The 20,201-nt window shown below is 71.3% G+C and carries 17 protein-coding genes; 4 read left to right on the forward strand and 13 right to left on the reverse strand.

Going from position 1 to position 20,201, the window contains the following annotated elements:
• Nucleotides 1–194: 194 nt before the first annotated feature.
• Nucleotides 195–3,041 (reverse strand): hypothetical protein, encoded by a 2,847-nt coding sequence (locus tag WMF31_RS40770; protein WP_436607273.1) that lies wholly within the window; start codon nucleotides 3,039–3,041, stop codon nucleotides 195–197.
• A 243-nt stretch (nucleotides 3,042–3,284) separates the two neighbouring features.
• Between WMF31_RS40770 and WMF31_RS40775 the strand changes: the two genes are divergently transcribed.
• A complete protein-coding gene (locus WMF31_RS40775) occupies nucleotides 3,285–4,226 on the forward strand; it encodes a PEGA domain-containing protein (RefSeq protein WP_436607274.1) in 942 nt (313 codons plus the stop codon).
• A gap of 5 nt (nucleotides 4,227–4,231) precedes the next feature.
• Here WMF31_RS40775 and WMF31_RS40780 read toward each other — a convergent pair whose 3' ends face one another.
• A complete protein-coding gene (locus WMF31_RS40780) occupies nucleotides 4,232–5,764 on the reverse strand; it encodes a serine/threonine-protein kinase (RefSeq protein WP_436607275.1) in 1,533 nt (510 codons plus the stop codon).
• Nucleotides 5,765–6,490: 726 nt separating this feature from the next.
• Between WMF31_RS40780 and WMF31_RS40785 the strand changes: the two genes are divergently transcribed.
• Nucleotides 6,491–7,027 (forward strand): GNAT family N-acetyltransferase, encoded by a 537-nt coding sequence (locus WMF31_RS40785; protein WP_436607276.1) that lies wholly within the window; start codon nucleotides 6,491–6,493, stop codon nucleotides 7,025–7,027.
• A gap of 283 nt (nucleotides 7,028–7,310) precedes the next feature.
• Here WMF31_RS40785 and WMF31_RS40790 read toward each other — a convergent pair whose 3' ends face one another.
• Together WMF31_RS40790 and WMF31_RS40795 are read right to left on the reverse strand one after the other, a co-directional pair.
• Nucleotides 7,311–8,450 (reverse strand): hypothetical protein, encoded by a 1,140-nt coding sequence (locus WMF31_RS40790; protein ID WP_436607277.1) that lies wholly within the window; start codon nucleotides 8,448–8,450, stop codon nucleotides 7,311–7,313.
• A 330-nt stretch (nucleotides 8,451–8,780) separates the two neighbouring features.
• Complete coding sequence (locus WMF31_RS40795) at nucleotides 8,781–9,284, reverse strand: MauE/DoxX family redox-associated membrane protein (RefSeq protein WP_436607278.1); 504 nt, start codon at nucleotides 9,282–9,284, stop codon at nucleotides 8,781–8,783.
• A gap of 116 nt (nucleotides 9,285–9,400) precedes the next feature.
• Between WMF31_RS40795 and WMF31_RS40800 the strand changes: the two genes are divergently transcribed.
• Complete coding sequence (locus WMF31_RS40800) at nucleotides 9,401–10,315, forward strand: LysR substrate-binding domain-containing protein (protein WP_436607279.1); 915 nt, start codon at nucleotides 9,401–9,403, stop codon at nucleotides 10,313–10,315.
• Between the two features lie 85 nt (nucleotides 10,316–10,400).
• Here WMF31_RS40800 and WMF31_RS40805 read toward each other — a convergent pair whose 3' ends face one another.
• From WMF31_RS40805 to WMF31_RS40835, 7 genes are all read right to left on the reverse strand, one after another.
• Nucleotides 10,401–11,360, reverse strand: coding sequence for an alpha/beta hydrolase family protein (locus WMF31_RS40805; protein WP_436607280.1), 960 nt, complete (start codon nucleotides 11,358–11,360; stop codon nucleotides 10,401–10,403).
• Between the two features lie 24 nt (nucleotides 11,361–11,384).
• On the reverse strand, nucleotides 11,385–11,555 hold the full coding sequence (locus WMF31_RS40810; RefSeq protein ID WP_436607281.1) for a hypothetical protein: 171 nt from the start codon (nucleotides 11,553–11,555) through the stop codon (nucleotides 11,385–11,387).
• Between the two features lie 39 nt (nucleotides 11,556–11,594).
• The gene (locus WMF31_RS40815; RefSeq protein WP_436607282.1) at nucleotides 11,595–11,966 is read right to left on the reverse strand and encodes a hypothetical protein; all 372 of its coding nucleotides are present in this window, start codon (nucleotides 11,964–11,966) and stop codon (nucleotides 11,595–11,597) included.
• A gap of 288 nt (nucleotides 11,967–12,254) precedes the next feature.
• A complete protein-coding gene (locus tag WMF31_RS40820; RefSeq protein WP_436607283.1) occupies nucleotides 12,255–12,770 on the reverse strand; it encodes a putative immunity protein in 516 nt (171 codons plus the stop codon).
• A gap of 129 nt (nucleotides 12,771–12,899) precedes the next feature.
• On the reverse strand, nucleotides 12,900–14,435 hold the full coding sequence (locus WMF31_RS40825) for a non-reducing end alpha-L-arabinofuranosidase family hydrolase (protein WP_436607284.1): 1,536 nt from the start codon (nucleotides 14,433–14,435) through the stop codon (nucleotides 12,900–12,902).
• 185 nt (nucleotides 14,436–14,620) lie between these two features.
• Nucleotides 14,621–16,069 (reverse strand): endo-1,4-beta-xylanase, encoded by a 1,449-nt coding sequence (locus WMF31_RS40830; RefSeq protein WP_436607285.1) that lies wholly within the window; start codon nucleotides 16,067–16,069, stop codon nucleotides 14,621–14,623.
• Between the two features lie 241 nt (nucleotides 16,070–16,310).
• Nucleotides 16,311–16,505, reverse strand: coding sequence for a hypothetical protein (locus WMF31_RS40835; RefSeq protein WP_436607286.1), 195 nt, complete (start codon nucleotides 16,503–16,505; stop codon nucleotides 16,311–16,313).
• 489 nt (nucleotides 16,506–16,994) lie between these two features.
• Between WMF31_RS40835 and WMF31_RS40840 the strand changes: the two genes are divergently transcribed.
• Nucleotides 16,995–17,723, forward strand: coding sequence for a 2TM domain-containing protein (locus WMF31_RS40840; RefSeq protein ID WP_436607287.1), 729 nt, complete (start codon nucleotides 16,995–16,997; stop codon nucleotides 17,721–17,723).
• A gap of 80 nt (nucleotides 17,724–17,803) precedes the next feature.
• Here the strand turns inward: WMF31_RS40840 and WMF31_RS40845 are convergent, their stop codons facing one another.
• Nucleotides 17,804–18,565, reverse strand: coding sequence for a hypothetical protein (locus tag WMF31_RS40845; RefSeq protein WP_436607288.1), 762 nt, complete (start codon nucleotides 18,563–18,565; stop codon nucleotides 17,804–17,806).
• Nucleotides 18,566–18,721: 156 nt separating this feature from the next.
• A complete protein-coding gene (locus WMF31_RS40850; protein WP_436607289.1) occupies nucleotides 18,722–20,200 on the reverse strand; it encodes a trypsin-like serine peptidase in 1,479 nt (492 codons plus the stop codon).
• Between the last annotated feature and the right edge of the window lies 1 nt (nucleotide 20,201).

A 20,201-nucleotide genomic window follows, 5' to 3' on the forward strand; every position in this document is an offset into this window, starting at 1 on the left:
CGCGAAGCCGGCTCGCCGCTCGGATCGCGCAGGAACGCAGCGGCGGCGCGACGTGCGTCCCCTCCGAGGCCTAGGCCTCACGCCGCGCCAGCCAGCGACAGGGCGCGTCAGCCACCTGCCGCTCTCGGTCATGCCCCGCTCGCCGCCGGCCGCTCCGCGCGAGCCGCCGCGCGGAGCGTAGCGCCCCGAGGGGCTCAGCCGCCGCCGGCGCGCCGCACGGCGACGCCGACGCCGGCGGTGCTCCAGCAGCCGCCCATCGTCCAGGAGAGGGTGGTGCTGGAGTCGGCCACGAGGTAGCCGGCCAGCGCGAGCATGGTCGCCGGAGACGTCAGGCGCAGGCTCATGATGGAGGTCGCCGCGGTGGGGCTGAGGGTGGCGCCGGCGTTGCCGTTGCGCGCCGCCATCACCGTGTACACGAACGAGCCGGTCGCGCTGAAGCTGGTGCTGACCCCTCGGGACGCCGTGCCGCCGCAGTCCGTCGCGCTGGCGTGGGTGCCGGTCGAGGTGGTGCTCGCGAACGGGTTCGACTGATGCACGCCCTTCAGCTCCACCACGTTGGCGAAGTACATGCCCCAGCTGGCCGAGCTCGCCATTCGCACCACCACGGGCTTGTTGCCGGTGGCGGCCGGAAGCTGGCTGTCCAGGAGGTAGTAGATGTGCGCCGCGGCGTTGTCCTCGCCCCGCACCTGCTGCGTGTTGAAGAGCGTCATCGGCGTGCCGTCGTAGGTGACGCTCACCGGCACGAGCGAGTTCTCGGAGGCGACGACCCCGACCAGGACCATGCGATCGTTGTCCCGCGGCGTCTGCAGCGCGTGGGTCATGTTGACGATGGGCGTCGACGACCCGCTGGAGCTCACGCTGCCGGTCGTGCCCGAGTTGACGACGATGATGTCCGGCGTGACGACGCAGTTGCCGTTCGAGCAGATGGACCTCGTCCCCGAGCACACGTGGCCGCAGTCGCCGCAGTTGCTGGCGGTGCCGAGCTGGGTCGTGCAGCCGTCGCGCGGGTCGCCGCAGGCCTTCCAGCCCGGGTCGCAGGTGGGCACGCAGGTGCCGCTCCTGCAGGCGGTGGCGCTCGCGTGCGCCTGGAGGCACCGGCTGTTGCAACCGCCGCAGGCGTCGATGTCGCCGGAGACGTCCTTCTCGCAGCCGTTCATGCCGTTGCCGTCGCAGTCGCGCCACAGGCCGCTGCACACCGGGCTGCAGCCCGACGAGCTGCACTCGTTGCTGAGGACGTGGGCGCTGGCCCCGCTCTGGCACACGAGGTTGCAGCCGAGGCAGTTGTTCTCGTCGTTCCACAGGTCGATGTTGCAGCCGTTCTCCGGCACCCCGCATTCATCGTACTGCGCGGTCGTGCACACCGGGTTGCAGGTGCCGTCGATGCACTGGTTGCTGGTGGTGTGGATGGTGTTGCACCGGGTGCCGCAGCCGCCGCAGTGCCCCTCGTCGGTCCTGACGTTGGCCTCGCAGCCGTCGGTCAGCGAGCTGTTGCAGTTGTCGTAGTCCGCCTTGCAGCCGACGAAGGCGCAGGCGCCGTTCTGGCAGGTCGCGGTGGCGTTCGCGTAGATGGTGTTGCAGTCGACGCCGCCGGCGGCCGCGCAGGCGCCGCAGTGGGTCTGGTTGGTGTTGACGTTCGTCTCGCAGCCGTTGTCCGGGTTGCCGTCGCAGTCGCCCCGTCCGCTGTCGCAGGTCCTCACCTTGCAGGCGCCGTCCTCGCATTTCGGGGTGCCGCCGGCGACGGTGCAGGTCTCGCCGCAGCCGCCGCAGTGGCTGAGGCTCGTCTCCGTGTTGGTCTCGCAGCCGTTCTCGTAGCGGCCGTCGCAGTCGGCGAAGCCCGGCTCGCAGCTCCCGATGGCGCAACCGGTGGGCGTGCATTTGCCGGTGCCGTTGGCGACCGTGCACAGGCCGCCGCACGTGCCGCAGTTCTCCGGATCGGCGGCCAGATCCACCTCGCAGCCGTCCTCGGGGTCACCGTTGCAGTCGCCCTGGCCGACCGGGCAAACCGTCTCGCCGCACCCGCCGTCGCGGCACCAGGGCCTGCCGCCCTTCTCGGGCACGCACTCGACGCCGCACCCGCCGCAGTTCAACACGTCGCGGGTGGTCGCCCTCTCGCAGCCGTCGCCGACCAGGCCGTTGCAGTCGGTGAACCCCTCGTTGCACTCGACCTTGCACTCCGACGCCTCGCAGTACGCGTCGCCGTTCACGGCCGGGCACAGCTCGTCGCACTTGCCGCAGTGGCTCGAGTCGGTCGAGGTGTCCACCTCGCAGCCGTTCTCGGGATCGCCGTCGCAGTCGGCGTAAGGCGCCTCGCACTCCTTGACCCTGCAGGCGCCGCCCTGGCACTCGGCCGTCGCGTGCGGCAGCGCGCACTTCTGGCCGCAGTCGCCGCAGTTGTCCGCGTCGGTGCGCACGTTCACCTCGCACTCCCCCGCGGCCTGGCGATCGCAGTTGACGTAGCCGTCCGAACACGTGGGGCCGCACACCCCGTCGATGCAATCGTCGCTGAGGCAGTCCCTGCTCGATCGGCAAGCCTTGCCGTCCTCGCAGCCCTCGCAGTCGGCGCCGCAGTCCACGTCGCTCTCGGTGCCGTTGTGCACGCCGTCGGTGCAGGTCGCCCCGACGCACAGGCCCTCCTGGCACACGCCGCTCTCGCAGTCGCTGGCCCGGTTGCAGCGCTGGTCGGTCGCGCACTTCCTGTCGCAGCTGCCGCCGCAATCGACGTCCGACTCCGAGCCGTCGCGGGCGCCGTTCATGCAACCCGCTTCCTGGCAAATGCCGTCGATGCACTCGCCCTCGGCGCAGTCGCGGCTCGCGTCGCAGCCGGAGCCGAGCGGGCACGGATCGCACTCGCCGCCGCAGTTCAGGCCCGTCTCGCCGTCGGACTGCGTGTCGTCGGTACAGTGCGCCGGCAGGCCGGGGTCGGGCGGCGCGAACTCGAAGTCCGGCACGCTGCACGAGACGGCGGAGATCCCCGCCGCCAGCGCGGCGGCCGAGAACGCGCGGAGCAGCGCGAAGCAACGAAGAGAGCTCGGGGTCGACATCCAACGACAAAAATATCATTCTCTGGCGGATTTCGTGGCCACAAATCGAGACGTCTTCAGGATCCGCGCGCGGGGCGCTGCGGCACGCTCGCACCTCCGACGACGACGCGGCGCGGCGTCGCGCGCCGCGAAGGCCGCGCCGCCACGTTGACAGCAGCGGAGACGGCAAGTCACTATGGCGAGCCTCGCATGAGGAATTTCCCGCGAATGTTCCGCGTCGCGGCGGTGAGGAATTTTCCACGAATGTTCCGCGTCGCGGCGGTGCTGCTGCTGCTCGAGGCGCCCGCGCTCGCCCAGGACGCCGACGAGCTCACGCGAGCTCGCGCGCTGTTTCAGCAGGCGACCGAGCTCGAGCAAGCGGGGAACTGGGCCGCGGCCCTGCAGCGGTTCCGCGAGGTCGGCCAGGTGCGGATGACTCCGCAGGTTCGCTTCCACATCGCCGTGTGCGAGGAGAATCTGGGGCGGCTCGTGGCCGCGCTCGGTGGCTACGAGCTGGCGCTCGCGGAGGCCGACGCCGTAGGGGCCGATTTTCGGGCCGAGGTCGAGCAGTCGATCGGCCGGCTGCGCGCCCGGATCCCGAAGCTCGTCATCGTACGCGGCAAGGGGGCGGCCTCCGCGGCCATGGCGCTCGACGGCGTCGCCCTCGGGGGTACGTCCATCGGCGTCGAGGTGCCGCTCGATCCCGGGCCTCACGCGCTCACCGCCAGGGCACCCAATCACAAACCGTTTCAGGAGACGGTGGTGCTGAAGGAGGGGGGGGTGACGCGCGTCGAGGTGACGCTCGAAGCGTTGCCGCAAGAGGTGCTGATCCAGGCGGGCGCCTTGCCGGAGAGGCCGCCGTCCAAGGTGGTGCCGTACGTCATCGGGGGCGTCGGCGCCGCGAGCCTGATCGGCTCCGGCGTGTTGTTCGTGCTCCGCCAGGGAGCGCTCCAGGATCTCGAAGACGCCTGCGGTCCGGGCGGCACGTCGTGCCCGTCCTCCATGGGGTCGCGCTACGACGACCTCAAGTTCTATCACTACGGCGCGCAGGTGGCGCTCGGCGTCGGCGTCGCCGCGGTCGGCACGGCGACCGCGTTCTTGCTCCTTCAGAAGAAGAAGCCAAAAGAGCCCGCGAAGACCTCGCTCACGCTCGTGCCCGTCGCGGGCGGCTCCGAGATAGGCGCGAGTCTCTCGGGAGCGTTCTGAGGGAGTTAGAACCCCGGATCATGCTTCCACGACTTGGGCGGCGCGGGCTTCGGCGTCGGGCTCGGCGGATCGATCTGCTCGGCGGGCTTGTGCTGACGGCGGGGCGCTGCGCCCGCGCGTGACACCGGGCGCGGCGCCGGCGCCGGCGCTGCGCTGGCCGAGGCGGAGGGCTCGCCCGGGGGCGCGCCGGGCTCGGTCGAAGGGGGCGCCTCCGCCTCGGGAGGCGCGGGCGCCGGCGCTTCCGCCTCGGGAGGCGCGGGCGCCGGCGCTTCCGCCTTGGGAGGCGCCGGGGCCGGGGCGGCGGGCGCGGCGACGGAAGGAAGAGGGGCTGGTGCGTCGGCGCCTCGGAGCAGCAGCACGGCGAGCACGCCGGCGGCAAAGAGACCGAGGACCACGACGGCGAGCGGCGCGCGGCTCCTGGGGCGCGCGAACGGAGGGATCTCGTCGTCGGGCGAGCTCGTCCCGGCCTCGTCCGGGGTCGCCCGGCGGATGTCGATGTCGACGGTCTTGAAGGCGCTCACCACCGAGTGACTCGTGCCGGTCACGTCGGAGATGCCGAGGTTGTTGCTCAGCTGATGGCGGTCGGCGCGCTCCAGCGCTTCGGTGAGGGCCGCGCGCGTTTGCTGTTGCTGCTCCTCGAACAGCTCGCGGATGAAATCGGCGACGTCCTCGTCGTCGGCGCGCTGGCCGGGCGGCAGCGCCTTGTCGAGCGCGCGCAGCAGCTCGTTGGCCGTGGCGTAGCGCTGGTCGCGCTCTTTTTCGAGCGCGCGCAGCAGCACGGCCTCGAGCGACGCCGGGTAGTCGGCCAGGAACGTGTGCGGCGCCACCACCGGGTCCGGTGACGAGATGGCGAACAGCGTCGCGCCCTCGGATTCCCTGCGGAACGGGTGTTTGCCGGTGGTGAGCACGTAGAGCACGATGCCCATCGCGAACACGTCGACGCGCCGGTCGATCGCGTCGCCGCGCACCTGCTCCGGCGCCGTGTAGCTCACCTTGCCCTTGAGCTGGCCGGCCCGCGTCGTGCTGTCGTTGAACGCGGTGGCCTTGGCCACGCCGAAGTCCACCACCTTGGCCATGCCGTTGTACGTGACCAGGATGTTCTGCGGGGAGATGTCGCGGTGCACCAGGCCGACGAGGTTGCCGCTGTTGTCCTTGAGCTCGTGCGCGGCGTGCAGGCCGGCGCAGGCCTGCATCACGATGCGCACGGCGATCGGGATCGGCACGCCCGTCCGCCGCTTCGCGACCTTCATCACCTGGCTGAGCGGGACGCCGTCGATCCACTCCATGGCCAGGAACAGCACGCCGTCCTGCTCGCCGAGATCGAGGATCTCGACGGCGTGCGGGTGGCGGATCTGTGACGCGAGCGACGCCTCCAGGAGGAACATGCGCTCGAACTGGTCGTCCTCGGAGAGCTGCGGCAGCATCGTCTTGACGGCGACGATCTTCTGGAAGCCGCGCGTCCCCTTCAGCCGCGCCGCCCACACCATGGCCATGCCGCCTGCTGCGATCGGCAGCAGCAGCTCGTAACGACCCAGCACGGACCCGGGTCCGAGCTCGGCCGGGCCGGTGGGTAAGGCGTTCGGTGCAGGATTCACGCTACTCGAAAGGTTGACTACGTTCCCCGACTGTACGGGTGTGTGGCGAAACCAGGCAAGAGCCTAGCGACAAGAAACACGGCGAGACAAGCGGCGTCTGTCGCACCGGTGCCCCCATCTCCTTACATCGCTGGCAGCCAGCGGCGGCGCTTCGCAGGCGGGCAGCCGCCGCTCCCGCAGGCTGCGGCGTGAAGGCGGCACCGTCTGGTGCATGGATGCATTGTAGATACAGCGTCGCTTTTCATGAGAGCTGGATCGCACGAGGTTCTCCAGGTTCACCAGCGCGTGCAGCGTGGCTGTATGGTGGGACGGCCGCTGCGATGAGCTTGACTTTCGGACCACGTTTGGAAGTCCCACCCCGGGGCGCATATTCCCGGTCTTCGTCCTCGATGGGGCGCACCTGCTTCATCGGGACACGCTCGGCCCTCCAGCGGAGACGCGAGCCGGGTCGCGTCGAACCGCGCGATCCGGGGGCGCGCGGCCAGCGCCGCGGGCTAGAGGCGACCGGTGGGCCCTGTCGCGGCAGTGCGGGGCCTGCCGCGAGGCGATGCCGGCGAGCCAGAGGCGGCGGGCGGGCGAGCCGGCTGCGAGCAGCGGGGCGGGGGGGGCGGCGACGGGAGAGCGGATCGATCACTTGGCCCTGGTCAGGGCGTAGACGTACATGTTTCCATGTCGGACCTCGTGAACGCGGGGTTGGGCAGGACCACGCGCGGAGCAATGGCAATGGAGTGGAAGAAGGGGGAATTCAGTGTCACCTGCGATCCAGACAAGCAGGATCTGGAGGTGATTCACGGTTTTCTCAGCCGATCGTACTGGGCGAAGGGGATCACGAGAGAGACGGTGAGGAGATCGCTCGACGGATCCCTGTGCTTTGCTCTGCTGCATAACGACAAGCAGGTTGGGTTCGCGCGGGTGATCAGTGACCTTGCGACGATCGCGTACCTCGGGGATGTCTTCGTGCTGGAGGAATATCGAGGGCAGGGGTTGTCCAAGTGGTTGATGGAGTGCGTCAGCGCTCATCCCGGTCTGCAAGGCTTGCGCCGGTGGATGCTCGTGACCTCCGATGCGCATGGGCTTTACGAGAAGTACGGCTTCACTGCCCTGAGCAACCCGCACTTCTTCATGGAGCGGCACAACCCAAACGTCTACACGCGCGATGCCCAACATGCTGTCGCAGCCGATCGCGCGAAGCCGCGCTCCAGCTGAACAGCGTCGTCGCGCGGGCGCGGGCGAGCTCCGATCCAGCCATTCAGGAGACCGGCGCGACTCCACCGAGACGCCGTCCTCGCCCAGGCGGCAATCTGTTTCGATCGATGCGAGAGAGCCGGCCCTCGAAGGTCGGCTTTTTCGTCCTGGGCCTGTGGCGCTTGGTCGAGCGTCGATCCTGGAGGACCAGACCAACCGGGCGGAGGCTCACCGTGCGGGAGCTCGGCGCGAGCTCCCTCCCCTGGTGAGGAGACGCGGGCGCCACAGGCTGGCTGGCCCGGGATCACTCGGAGATGTGGAGGAGCGTCGAGCCCGCCACGGGCATGTAATTGCCGATCTCCAGCGGCTCCACGCTGGTCGCGAACTCGAACGGACCCACCACGTGAATCACATCTCCGGCGGAGCCGCCGCCCGCGCCGCCTTCGCCGCCCGCGCCGCCGCCACCGGCGGAGCCGCCTTCGCCGCCGCCACCGGCGGAGCCGCCGACGCCGCCGCCACCGGCGGAGCCGCCTTCGCCGCCGCCACCGGCGGAGCCGCCGACGCCGCCGCCACCGGCGGAGCCGCCGCCGCCCCCTTCGCCGCCCGCGCCGCCTGCGCCGCCGGCGCCGCCTTCGCCGCCCGCGCCGCCTGCGGCGCCTTCGCCGCCTCCGCCGCTGGCGCCGCCCGTGCCGCCTTCGCCGCCGACGCCGCTGGCACCGCCTTCGCCGCTGGCGCCGCCCGCGCCCCCGGCGCCGAACTCTGCAGGCTCATCGCCCGGGCTCCCGGCGCCCCGCTGGCTGCTCGGGCCCCCGGCGCCGTTCGTGCTGCCTGGCCTCGTCACGGTGATGGAGTCGACGTAGATGACGGTCGGGTTGGTCCAGGGCCCCGTGGCGCCCGCTGCGACCTGAAGCCCGATCAACTTCACCACGGTGCGGTTGAACGAGGGAGACGCTGGGGCCAACGCATCGACATCGAGCGTGAGGTCCGCCCACGCTCCCAGGTCGGCGACCGGATTCCATGAATAGCCGATGTTCGCCCAGAACAGGTCAGCCCCGTTTTGCACGAACGGCTGCACGCCGCCGCTGGTGCCGGTGTGGGCCTTCACGCGGAACGTGACGGTGGCGCCGGTCAGGTCGACCGGCTCGTCGAACTCGATGAAGAACTGCGTCGCTTGCGCCGCGCTCGTGAGCGGCACGGAGAGCCGCGCGCACCCGGGGCATTGCTCGCTCGGGTCGACGCTCCCGCCGCCGCCTTCGCCCGCGCCGCCGCCGGAAGTCCCCGCGCTCGTCGAGCTGCCGGTCCCGCTCACCGCGCTCGACGACGTGGAGGTGCTGGAGGAGCTCCCGCCGGCGCCGTCCTTGCCCGAGTCGTCGCCACCGCAACCCGCCACGGCGAACGCGCCGCCCAGGAGCCCGTACACCGCCAAAGAAAGAACGGTTCTCATGCTAGCCCCTCCTTCGCTGTCCCCCGCGAGGTCCCGCGGCCGAAACCCGCCGTCGCCGTCGCGGCTCCCCCCACACTCGAGCGACTCCGAACCAGCCTCGCACACCGTGAGGTTACCTTGGACGGACGTCTCACTCAACCATGCAGACGTAATAATCCGTTGTCGGTAGCTCAGCTCACCTGGTAATCGTCGGCGCTGACTCCGCTGCAAGCGCGGCAGCCACATCAGCTTACCTGCGGCGTCGAGCCCGGGGCGCGCGCGAGGTCGGGCGCCGCGGGAAAGCCAGCGGCCATCGTCTGCTATGATGGGTGTCTTGTCCTCTACGAGGGACTACTCCAGCAGACCGCGGCCGCGGTGCGTGCGAGCCCCTGGAGCAGCAGCGCCGAGCGGCGCCCGCCCGGCGCGGCGGTCGAGCAGCAGCGCGTCCGCGGTGAGCCGCGCGTCCTCCATCCGGTAGAGCAGGGCCCAGTAGGCGAGCGCGTAGACGAGCTGCAGCCCGACCACCTCCCACTGCTGCCGCAGGCCCATGCCGAACGTCAGGCTCGCGAGCAGGACGCCGCCGGCCGCGAGCGCCTCGCGGAGCCGCAGGCCGAGCAGCACGGCGACGCCGATGCCGAGCTCGAGGAAGGGCACCGCGGCGCCGAACGGCCCGACGAGCCATGACGGCAACAGACCGTCGAAATCCGCGGCGAGCTTCGCCCCGAACCCGGCGGCGTCGCGCACCCGCGCGAGCCCGTGCACGGCGATGTTCGTGCCGAGCACGAGCCTGAGACAAGCGTGGGCCCAGATGCGGCCCGATCCCCCAGAAACCCCGTCCGAACGCTCCCTGTCCATACGATCCGATCGCTCCTCGGGCGCGCTCCGGCGCACCCTGCGCGCAGGATCATGCGGGCGTGGAACCGTGCGTTCCAGTCATGATACGGGACGACTGTCGTGCATGGAGATCACGAATGACGGCCGGCCACGATGCCTTTCACGATCTGCGGTTCATCGTCGCGCTCGCGGCGGCGGGGAGCCTCGCCGGCGCCGCGAAGCGCCTCGGCGTCTCGCCGTCGGCGCTCAGCCGGAGGCTCTCGGGCCTCGAGGAGCGCCTCGGGGTGAGGCTCGTGCAGCGGACGACGCGCTCGCTGTCGCTCACGCCGGCCGGCGCGCTCTACAGGGAGCGCGCCGAGCGCCTGCTCGCCGACCTCTCCGCCGCCGAGCGCGAGGTGCGCGGCGAGGAGGGCGCCCTGCAGGGGACGCTGCGGATCTCGGCGCCGACGGTGCTCGGCGAGCACGTCGTGGCCCGGGCGGTCGCGTCGTTCCTCGTGGCGGCGCCGGGCGTGCGCGTCGAGCTCGAGCTGACGGAGCGCTACGTGGATGTCGTGAAGGAGTCGTTCGACGTGGTCGTGCGCGTGGGCCGGGCGCTGCGCTCGAGCTCGCTCACGGGCCGGCGCATCGGCACGCAGGCGAGCTGGCCGTGCGCGAGCCCGGAGTACCTGTCGCGCGCAGGCGCCGTGCGCCGCCCCGGGGATCTGCGCGCGCACCGCTGCCTCGAGCTCGCCCACGCCGCGGAGCGGGGGCGGTGGCGCTTCGAGCGCGACGGGCGCGCGACGTCGTTCACCGCGCGCGCGGCGCTCGTCACGAGCGGGCTCGGCGCCCTGCGCACCGCCGCGCTCGCGGGGGCCGGGGTGGCGCTGCTCCCGGCCTACCTCGTGCGCGAGGACGTGGAGGCGGGCCGCCTCGTGCGCCTCCTCCCGGCCTGGACGCTGCCCGGGCGCGGGGTCTGGGCGCTCCACGCGAGCGGGCGGCTGGTGCCGGCGCGCGCGCGCCGCTTCCTCGACCTGCTCGCCCGCGTCGCGGGAGGGCTGCTCGGCGGGGCGTAGGCCCTCCCGCGCGGCCGCGGAGCACCCTGAGGTCGATACGGCGCGCCTCGGCGGCCCGAAGGCCGTGGGGTGAGGGCGACCCCGCTCATCCGGACTCGACCCGTCCGAGCGGGCTGGCCGCGCTAGTCAGCGCGTCTTGCGCCTCCTGCCAGGCGGGGTCTCCGGGGTAGAGCGCGGTGCGGAGGTAGGCCCAGGTGAGGCGCTGGACGGCGGCCACGCGCGCGGGGTTCTCGTCCGTGGTCTCGGCGACGTCGTATCCCGAGACGCCGCCCAGCCCGTGCCCTGCGTCGAACAGGGTGACCAGGGACTTGGGGCCTGGGGAGAGGAAGTAGGGATCGGCGTGCCAGCCGGCGCCTGCGACCGTCAGGTGGGCAGAGGCGTCCTTGTCACCGGCGACCACGAGCGCGGGCGTCGTCATCCAGGAGAAGTCGATGGTCGAGAAGCAAGAATACCTCTTCGCGCGCTCGGTGAGGGCATCGCCCCCTCTGCCGGGCGCGGCGAGCAGCACGCCCGCCTCGATCCGGGGCTCGGCGAGGTTCACTTCCGCTCCGTCGTGGGGATCGGTGAGCCGCGCGCCCAGCAGCAGGCTCGCGGTGTGCCCGCCCATCGAGTGCCCGACGACGGCGACCTTGCTCCGGTCCAGACGCCCGGCGAGGGCGGCGACGGCGCCCTCGATCGCGTCGAGCTGGTCGAGGAGTCGCTTCATGTCCTCGGCCCGCGAGCGCCAGTACAGCGGCGCCTCGGGGTGATCGGAGCTCCTGAAGGGGAGCGTCTTCGAGTCGAGGTGGGTGGGCTGGAGCACGACGAAGCCGTGCGCCGCCAGGTAGCTGGCGAGCGGGGCGTAGCCGTTCAAGGAGGAGAGGTGGTTGGAGGGGCCGTGGCCGTGCGAGAGCAAGAGGATGGGCAGCGCGGTTCCGGTCACGGGCGCGGAGACGCGCACCTGGAGATCGACGGCGCGGCCGGGGGCTGGCAGCACGACGGGGCTGACCGAGAGGACCGGCGTGGGGGCGCGGGGGGTGTCGGCTGCGGGCGTCGGTTCGCTCATGAGGTCGATCTCCTTTCGTGGGTTTCAGCGCAGGCCGCCGCGCACGTGCTCGATACCCGTGCGCACGAGATGGACCGGGCCCTTCCTCCAGCGCTGGACGACCGGACACGCCTCGTCGCCGGGCGGGCCGCGGTTCACCACCGCCTTCGTACCTCCCGCCGCCGCCTGGCGATTGAACGAACCGGACATTTCCATCCCGATGGCTGCGTTCTGGCGCCTCGCGCGCCGGATCAGTCACCCGGAGCCCCGCAGCGCCTCGATCAGCGCCTCGACGAGCGCGCGCACCGGCAGCGAGGGCGCCCGCTCGCCGAGCAGATCGAGCACGTCCTCGTCGTCCTCGCCGCACGAGAGCTGCACGGCCGCGACCACGGCCCTCTCGCGCTCGACCGCCAGGTCGAAGGTCCCCTCCTCGTCGCTCACCGGCGCGCCGAGCAGCGCCGACAGCCGGCGGCCCAGGAGCTCGGCCAGCGGCTCGTCCCCGCCGAGGCCCGCCTCGTCGGGGTCGATCCTGGCCTGGACCGGGCGCGCCGGCCCCTCGCTCACCAGGACCCCCTCGCGATCGAGCCGGAAACGAAGGCCGCGCGCCTCGAAGAACCCCGTCGTCACGCGCGCGATCAAGGCACGGCGCGCGCGCCCCGGCAAGCCGGGAAGGCCGCACCACCCGCCCCCGCCCGCCTCGCGCCCGGCAGCGCCATGGCACCGCGAACGGCGCCGAGGCGCTCGGTAACGTGGTGGGCGGCGCCGTGGTCGACGTCACGAACAGCGTCGTGGACCCCCGCGGCGGGGAGGAGTGGCGCGCTCGGCCGTGTCGAAGCCGAGCGAGCTCGACCAGCGAGAGGCCCACCGATGGAACGGACCTCGAACGTCACGTCCCCGCGCTGCAGCGTCGTCGGCTCAGTCGACGAACACGTTCCAGCAGAGCGCGTTGCGCAGCTTCTGGTCGTCGAGGACGAGGTCTCGAATCGAGTCGGGCAGCTGTTCCCACTGCCACTGGCGTTCGGCTCGCGCAGCCGCGTCCCCCTGGCCCCGTGGAGCGGCCTCCCTGGCAGCCCTGATGGCGTACGCCGCAGCCCCCAGCTCATGGGCGGCGACATGCGCCACGGCCACCGCCTGGCCTGCCGAGAGGGCGGCCAACCGGGCGGCGGGGGGCGCCTCGCGGCCTGCGGCGTTGGAAGCGAACGCCGCCTTGTGACACTCTCTCATCGTGGCCTCGCCCCGGGTCCACGCCCGCACGAGCGCGATCGCTCTCCGCGGCCGGTCGTCGTCTGGCCTGTAGTCGTCGAAGAAGCGCAGGACGTGCTGCGCGCAATCTGCGGCCCAGATCGCCAGCGCGTGATGGGTGCCATCATCCAGGAGCCCTCCGCGGCGGATGGTGATGAACCGTGGGTCACGCTTCTTGGGAAGGATCATGGGGCTCGTCCTCGCGCCGTCCATGGATATACCCAATCCGCGCTCGCCCGTCACCCTCGCCGTCGCTCCCCGGCGCTCCGCGCCTCGTTCGAGGGCGACGGCGAGAGGAGACCGGGGCGGAGCGGAGGCCTAGCGAATCGCCCGCAGCAGGCCGAGGCGATACGGGAGCTGCGAGTATTCGCCGCCCGAGCTCGGGTTGCGTCCTTGATACAGGAACTGCAGGTTGCAGGTGTCGATCGTCGCGGTCTCGTCGTTGCCATCGCGCAGCAGCTCGCCATGGCTGATGTCGTCGCTCCAGTCCGCCACCCCCGGCGCGTAGGTGACGTTGTTCTGGCCCGCGAACGGCGCGTTCCAGGTGTCCGCGAGCGGGGTCCACGCGCCGTCGAGGCGGTCGGCGGTGAACGCGCGATAAAACCTGGCGCCCGTCGGGCCGATGGCCTCGACGAGGGTCAAGTACTTGTCCATGCCCTTGATCTTGTACGTGGAGCTCCCCTCGAACAGGTTGAAACGATTCGAGTCCTGAAGCGCGACCGAGACCGGACCAAACCCGCTCGGGAAATTCTGCAGGGTGGTCTGGCTGCGGTACATCCGACCGTCATCGCCGGTGAAGAAGAGGTGACAGTTGGCGCTGTCGCAGATCACCCAGTAGTCGATCGGCAGGCTGGGCATGCCAGGGGGAGTGGACGCGAAGAAGCTCTGGGGTCGGGTCCACGTCTCCGGGCGACTCGGATCGTCGGTCGTGGAGAACTGCGGCGGCTGGGATTGATAGATGAGGTACCACTTGTTCTGGGGCCTGAAGAAGAAGATCTGCGGCGCGCACCGATAGCCGCTGAAGCCAGGCGTGCGATCCATGTAGTAATGCGGCGCGGACGCGGCCTGGGACCAATCGGTGAAGCTCATGTGAGCCATCTGCCAGTTGCCGGCGGTGTTCGCCGTGGTGGCATAGATGTTCCAGCGCTCGTCATGGAAGACGACCGTCGGATCTTTGATGGACACGATGCTGTGCGTCGCGTCGGATTTCGGGCTCACCAGGACGCCGCTCGACTGCCAGCGGAAGGTGGTGGGCAAGCCGCAACCCCCGCCGCCAGAGCCCCCCGACCCTCCGCCCGAGGTCACGGGTACGACGCGGAACTGTTGATTGGCCCCGCCGTTCCATGACCACTGGATCACGGCGGTGCCGTCCGCGGTGCCGCGGCCGTAGACGTCCAGGGACTTGCCGCTGTGACGCGCCGTGAGGCGCACGACGCCGCCGGCGACGTCCGAGAACGACCACTGCTGGTTCTCCCCGCTCCAGCAGGAGTACTGCTGGACGCGGGCGCCGTCGCCGGTGGAAGCCCCCGTGACGTCCATGCAGCGGTCGCTGTTGACGTTGCGGATGCGATAGTAGCCGCCGCCCGTCGATTCGATGCGGAACTGTTGCCGCGTCGAGCCGTCGCAGCCGGCGATCTGCAGGCCCGCCCCGTCCGCGGCGCTGCCTCCGGCCACCTCGACGCATTTCCCGCTCTGGACGCCGACGATCGTGTAGGTCGCCGCCGTGTCGATGGTGATGCTCTCGGCCGCTTCGTCGAGCTCGAGGTCGACGTCGTCGTACTGCTCGGCGGAGCCGCACGCGGCCGTGGCAGAGAGCATCGTGAACAGCAGCGATTGTTCAAGTCTGATTCTCATCATCATTTCCTCTGTTCACCGGGGGTGAGGCGGCAAGCAAGGCACATTCGAGGGCGCCCGGGATCGGCCGCGCGGACCCTGGCTCCGCGGGTGGTCCCCGCCGGACCTGCGGCCGCGCGGACGAGGCTGCGCGGCGATCTCCGGGCGCGCGGCCCTCCGTGGTGCGCGCGTCGGCGCGCTCGGCGTCAGCGCCCCAGGTAGTCCATCAGCCAGGCCATGGCGGGCCGCATCTGGCCGCCGCTGCTCATGAGCCCTGAGTTGCTCAACCACGTCTGGCCGCTGACGTAGCCCCACAGCGTGATGCCTCTCACGCTCGGATGGTTGTAGAACATGGGGAACTGGCTCTGCATCACGTTGAGCTGCTGCGCGTCGCTCGCCAGGTCGATGTCGTACTCGGTGATGTAGACCGGCAGACCGGTGCCGGCGAGCCGGTCGAGGAAGCCCTTCACGGTGCTGGTCGGGATCGAGAACGCGGCGTGGGCCTGCGCGCCGATGCCATCGATGGGCGCGCCCGCCGCCCGGATCCGGTTGACGATGTTGATCGTGTTCTGGTTGTCGGCGCTGTACTCGATGTTGTTGTAGTCGTTGAGCAGCAGGATGGCGTTCGGGCAGTACTGCCGCGCCCACTTGAACGCTTGCACGATCCAGTCGTATCCGCTCGAGCCCGCGCCGCCGAGGGCGTTCATGTACACCGGGGTGGTGTGCGGGGGCGGCTCGTTCACGACGTCGATGATGGCGACGTCCGGGTAGCGCTGGCAGAACGCGCGGATCCACTCCTCCACTTCCGCGCGTTGCTCGCTCTGCGGCAGGCCGGCGAGCCAGCTCGGCTGCTGGGCGCCCCAGATCAGGGTGTGACCCTTGTAAGGAATGCCGTTCTGGCGCGCGTAATCCCGGACCCGGTCCATGCCGGCCCAGTTCATGACGTCCCGCTGGGGTTCGACGGAGCCCCACTTCCCCTCGTTCTCCGGGGTGATCTGGTTCCAGTATCGGATCAGGTCCGATCGCACCTGTCCGCCGGTCGTGATGTTACCGACGAACTTGCCGCCCCCGCTGCCGCCGCCCGAGCCGCCCGAGCCGCCCGAGCTCACGGGCGTGACCCGGAATTGCTGATTGGTCCCGCCGTTCCACGACCACTGAATCACGGCGGTGCCGTCCGCGGTGCCGCGGCTGTAGACGTCCAGGGACTTGCCGCTGTGACGCGCCGTGAGGCGCGCGACGCCGCTGGTGACGTCCGTGAACGACCACTGCTGGTTCTCCCCGCTCCAGCAGGAGTATTGCTGGATGCGGGCGCCGTCGCTGGTGGAGGCCCCCGTGACGTCCAGGCAGCGGTTGCTGTTGACGTTGCGGATGCGATAGTAACCACCGCCTGTCGATTCGATGCGGAACTGTTGCCGCGTCGAGCCGTTGCAGCCGGCGATCTGCAGGCCCGCCCCGTCCGCGGTGCTGCCTCCAGCCACCTCGACGCATTTCCCGCTCTGGACGCCGACGATCGTGTAGGTCGCCGCGGTGTCGATGGTGATGCTCTCGGCTGCTTCGTCGAACTCGAAGCCGTCTTCGTCGAGCGGCTCGGCGGGACCGCACGCGATGAGCGCGAGCGTCGTCAGCAGGGACCATCGTTCGAATCGTAGTCTCATGAGGTTCTCCTGTGCCCAGGTGGGCGTGTTACAGGGGTGGAGTGAGAGAGGCCTCTTCAATGTATGGATGAATTGTCGATATGGCGTCTCTTTGCAGGGGGGCCGGATGCGAGCGTCGCCGCGCGCGCCCACGGCTGCGCCCTCTCGACGTGCACGCGTCGAGCTGGATGAGCTGGCCGATGAAATGCACGGGCGTCCGTGCGGCACCGCGGGTCGTCTCATGACTGTCTCAACGGGTTTCTCAGGTCGCAATCCGCCTGAGGGCGTCGACGCGGGTCAGCTCGGCGGGGGCGCGGGGCGTCGAGCGGATGCTCGCCAGCCGACGCGCGCGCGGGTCGTCGTGGAGACCTCGCGCCCAGCGCTGCTGACGCGCGACCGCGACGTCCGCGAGCTCACCGTTGCTCGCGAGCGTGACGACCGAGCGAATGAAACCCACGCCGAGACCGAGCGGCCGACGAAGCCCTCGGCGCGCAGGACCAACCCTCCGTAGCGAAGCAAGATACGAACGGGCCCAAATGTGAACGCTCACAGGGCCGATGTCAATCCCGATCGACCGCCCTGCGGTGTCCTCGAGACGGATGTGAGGACGAGGCGGACAGGGCTCCTCCGGAGCGCCGCGTCAAGGGGAGAGGGCGCTGGCCTCAATCACGCTTCCGCACGACAGTGCGCCTGAATTTCTCGAGCGATGCCGAGCGGCCGAGTCATGGAGTGGAGCTCTCCGGTCCAGGCGCCGTGGCGGTCGACGACCTCCGCTTGCTGGTCTGGAGCCCGGCCGGGCAATGGGATCCGCTGTGATGTCCCTCCTTGATGCCAGCAAGGCCGGTCCTCCGTCGACATGTCGCTGCGCATGGCGTCCCTGCGCTCATGGAAGGGGCGCCCGCGCGCGGTCGCGCGTATGCTCCGAGCGCGCGAGGAGCGGTGGGCGATGGCGAGACCGGGAAAGCAGGGCGGGCGGCAGTACACCGAGGCCGAGGTGCGGGCCATCCTGGAGCGCGCCCTCCGTGACGCGCAGACGCGCGAGGTCGGCCACGACGAGCTGGTCGCGGCGGCCGAGGAGATCGGCATCTCGCGGGCCGCGATCGAGGCCGCGTCGCGCGACATCGAGCTGGTCCGGGGCGAGGAGGAGGCGCGCGCGGCGATCGTCGCGCGCCGGCGCAAGGGCTTCCGGTCGCACCTGTTCTCCTTCGTCGTGGTGAACGCGTTCCTCTTCGCGGTCAACGCGCTCACGCCCGGGCCGTGGTGGTTCTTCTGGCCGCTGCTCGGGTGGGGGCTGGGGCTCGCCTTTCATGCGCGCGCCGCGCTCTCCAGCGACGTGTCCCCGCGGCAGATCCGGCGGGAGATCGCGCGCAGCGCCGAGCGGGCGCGGCGGGAGGAGCTCCGGCGGCTGAAGGAGCAGCGCAGGGCCGAGCACCTCGAGCGCAAGCAGCGCCTCGAGCGGAGCGCGGAGGAGCTCGGGCACGCCGTCGAGGAGGGCGTGGCGACGATGCTCTCCCGGATCGCCCAGGAGATCCGCGGCAGCGTTCCGCCGGCGCCGGCCGAGGACGCGGCGCGCAAGCAGCGGATCGCGCCGCTCGACGCGGACGACGCCGAGTCCGAGGCGCTCGGGGAGGACGAAGCGGAGCGCGCGGCGCGGCGAGGCCGCGGCCGGCGCTGACGGCGGCGGCGGCGTGGTCCTTTCGCGGGGAGCGACGCAGGGAGGGCGCGACGCGCGAGGAACGGCGCCGGAAGGTGCGCCTACCGGTCGGTCTGCCGGGGCGGCTCGGGACAGAGCAGCTTCTTCAGCTCGGCCATCCCCTCAGCGCCCCTCAGCGCGAGCGAGGCCAGCCGTTGCACCTTGGGCGCGAAGGAGCAGTCGACAGGCTCGCTCGGCGCCTGGCGCAGCAGGGATTCGACCTCGTCGGCCGGCCCCTCCGCGCGCTTGCGCGTGCAGAGGATCGGGCTGCCCTGGTGGTAGTAGTACCGGCGCTGCAGGAGGCGGGTCGCCGCGGGGTCGCCGAAGGGGTAGGCGTCGTTCAGGGCGAAGATGGGCAGGCCGTCGTCATAATAGAAGTGATAGGTCGACCCGGCGTCTCCCGCGGCGTTGTCCTTCAGCACAACTCGGTAGACGGTATCGCCCTTCCGGTGCAGCCGGACCTCGGCGCTCCCCTCGCCAGCGGCGCAGGCCATGCGGAGCTCGCTCGTCTCGAGGCCTTTGTCCGCCTGGATCTCCGCATACTTCTTCCGGATTTCCTCGATCCGAGGATCGTTCGTCGCCTCCCGGGCGTCCCTCTGGCGCTCGGCGTCCGCCGCCGCGTCGGGGGCTGCGGTGCGCGGCGCGGGCTGGGCGGGCGCCGGGGTGGCGGTCGGGGTCGCGGCCGCGGGCGGCCGAGCTCCGGGGTCGCCGCCAGACACCGCAGCCGTCCTCGAGCTCGACGAGGAGGACCCAGGTGCCATGGCGCCGCGCCCGCAGCCGGCGGCGAGCAGGACGCCCGCGAAGACCATTGCCGATCGGTTCACGAGGTGATCCTATTCTCCATCGAGGCTTGAATCCACCTCGGCGCTCCCGGGGCGCTGATCGTGTCGCCCGGCGCCCCCGAGGTCCTGGCGGCGGCGCTCGGGGCGGTGGCGGCGCGACCGGACCGGGCCGGGATGGGGCTGCGCGTGCGAAGACCTTCACGACGAGGGCGTCGGCCAGGAGTCGTTGGCTGCTCCTCGCCGGCTGGATCGCGCTGCACGATGGCCGTCCACGGGATGCCGTCCACCTCGTCCCGCACGGTCGCCCGGCCTTTCCCATCGTCGAACACGTAGCAAGAGAGCGAGCAGCGCGACGCCCGTGAGGACGTGGCCCGCCGAGCGTCGCGGCGCGCCGGCGACGGAACATCCGCCGCGGTCGCGGGCCCGGTCTCCGGGGGTGACGTCCTCGCCCGGGGCGCTTCCTTCAGGTGCGCCGCACTCCCCAGCGCGGCAGTCCGGATCGGGAGCACCGCAGCCACAATCGCAATGCGCTCCCTCGGCATACCAGAGAGACGAGCACACCCAGTGGCCGGGCGGCGTGGGCCCGCAGTCCAGGCTGCACGTGCGCCATTCGTCCGCCTCGCAGCGCCCGTCGCCACAGGCCGCGGCGGGGCAGTCGGCGGCGCACGTGGCCAGCTCCTCGCCGAGCGCGCAGATCGAATCCCCGCACACGCCGGCGTCCCCGCAGAGCCGTTCGCTCGGCCACCCCTCCTCGCAGAGCGCCTGAACGGCGCGCCCCGCGAGGACGACCCCCTCTCCCTTCGCCGCCGCTTCCGGCTCCACGTGGACCGTGACACACCCTTCCTCGCTCAGCGCGTAGTCTCGCCGCCCCGACACGACGATGCCCGCGAGCTCGTGCAGCGCATCGAACACCCCTCCGCCCGAGGACCCCGTGAAGGCGTCGACCTGGGCCTCGGCGCGGCCGCCGTCCGGCGCGCTGGACTCGAGCCACCTCCCTTCGACATCGAGCTTCCCGGGCAGCCCTTCGCCGTACCCGATGGCCGTCACCGGAGCGTCCGGCGGCGGCGCGCCCGCCGCGAGGGCGGCCGGGAGGAGCGGGGCTTGGACGGGGCGGTCGAGCTGGACGACCGCCGCGTCGAGCGCCCCTTCGCCGCGCTCGCGCCCGGGTTGCCAGTACGCCAGGCGCCGGCAGGCGAAGACGTCCTCTTGCCGGATCGGGTGCAGCGCGCCGGGCGCGTCATAGTAGTACCCCGAGACGAACAGGAGATCCTGGCACGAGAACTCGCCCTCGATGCAGTGACCGGCGAGGAGCAGGAGATCCTCGTCGATGAGCACGCCCGAGCACACGGCCGCCGAGGGCTGGTCGACGAAGCGCGCGTCCTCGCAGAGGCCGCGCGCCTCGCCGAGGCTCGGCGCCGCGACACGGACGCTCGCCGGATCGGTCCCGTCCAGGGAGGAGCGCCGGAACACGGCCAGGTTCGACGACCTCGCGAGGCGCCGCAGCGCCTCCGAGGCAGGCTCGAAGAACTCACGCCGGCTGTCGGTCCCGTAGACGACCGGCGAAGAAGAGGAGTCGAGCGGCTGCGCGCCGCCCGCCTGCCCCTCGGCGCACCCCGCCTCGACCGACGCGAGGAGCGCGGCCGAGGCGAGGCGGATGGCGAGCGACGCGCGCAGCATG

The organism is Sorangium sp. So ce1036 (assembly GCF_051369805.1).
GTDB lineage: Bacteria > Myxococcota_A > Polyangia > Polyangiales > Polyangiaceae > Sorangium > Sorangium cellulosum_F.

Bases quoted from the DNA above. Each gene is read 5' to 3' on its own strand.
- WMF31_RS40800 (WP_436607279.1), top strand. From the start codon at position 9,401: ATGACGGCCGGCCACGATGCCTTTCACGATCTGCGGTTCATCGTCGCG.
- WMF31_RS40775 (WP_436607274.1), top strand. From the start codon at position 3,285: ATGTTCCGCGTCGCGGCGGTGCTGCTGCTGCTCGAGGCGCCCGCGCTC.
- WMF31_RS40840 (WP_436607287.1), top strand. From the start codon at position 16,995: ATGGCGAGACCGGGAAAGCAGGGCGGGCGGCAGTACACCGAGGCCGAG.
- WMF31_RS40770 (WP_436607273.1), bottom strand. From the start codon at position 3,041: ATGTCGACCCCGAGCTCTCTTCGTTGCTTCGCGCTGCTCCGCGCGTTC.
- WMF31_RS40785 (WP_436607276.1), top strand. From the start codon at position 6,491: ATGTCGGACCTCGTGAACGCGGGGTTGGGCAGGACCACGCGCGGAGCA.
- WMF31_RS40805 (WP_436607280.1), bottom strand. From the start codon at position 11,360: ATGAGCGAACCGACGCCCGCAGCCGACACCCCCCGCGCCCCCACGCCG.
- WMF31_RS40850 (WP_436607289.1), bottom strand. From the start codon at position 20,200: ATGCTGCGCGCGTCGCTCGCCATCCGCCTCGCCTCGGCCGCGCTCCTC.
- WMF31_RS40810 (WP_436607281.1), bottom strand. From the start codon at position 11,555: ATGGAAATGTCCGGTTCGTTCAATCGCCAGGCGGCGGCGGGAGGTACG.
- WMF31_RS40820 (WP_436607283.1), bottom strand. From the start codon at position 12,770: ATGATCCTTCCCAAGAAGCGTGACCCACGGTTCATCACCATCCGCCGC.
- WMF31_RS40790 (WP_436607277.1), bottom strand. From the start codon at position 8,450: ATGAGAACCGTTCTTTCTTTGGCGGTGTACGGGCTCCTGGGCGGCGCG.
- WMF31_RS40795 (WP_436607278.1), bottom strand. From the start codon at position 9,284: ATGGACAGGGAGCGTTCGGACGGGGTTTCTGGGGGATCGGGCCGCATC.
- WMF31_RS40830 (WP_436607285.1), bottom strand. From the start codon at position 16,069: ATGAGACTACGATTCGAACGATGGTCCCTGCTGACGACGCTCGCGCTC.
- WMF31_RS40825 (WP_436607284.1), bottom strand. From the start codon at position 14,435: ATGAGAATCAGACTTGAACAATCGCTGCTGTTCACGATGCTCTCTGCC.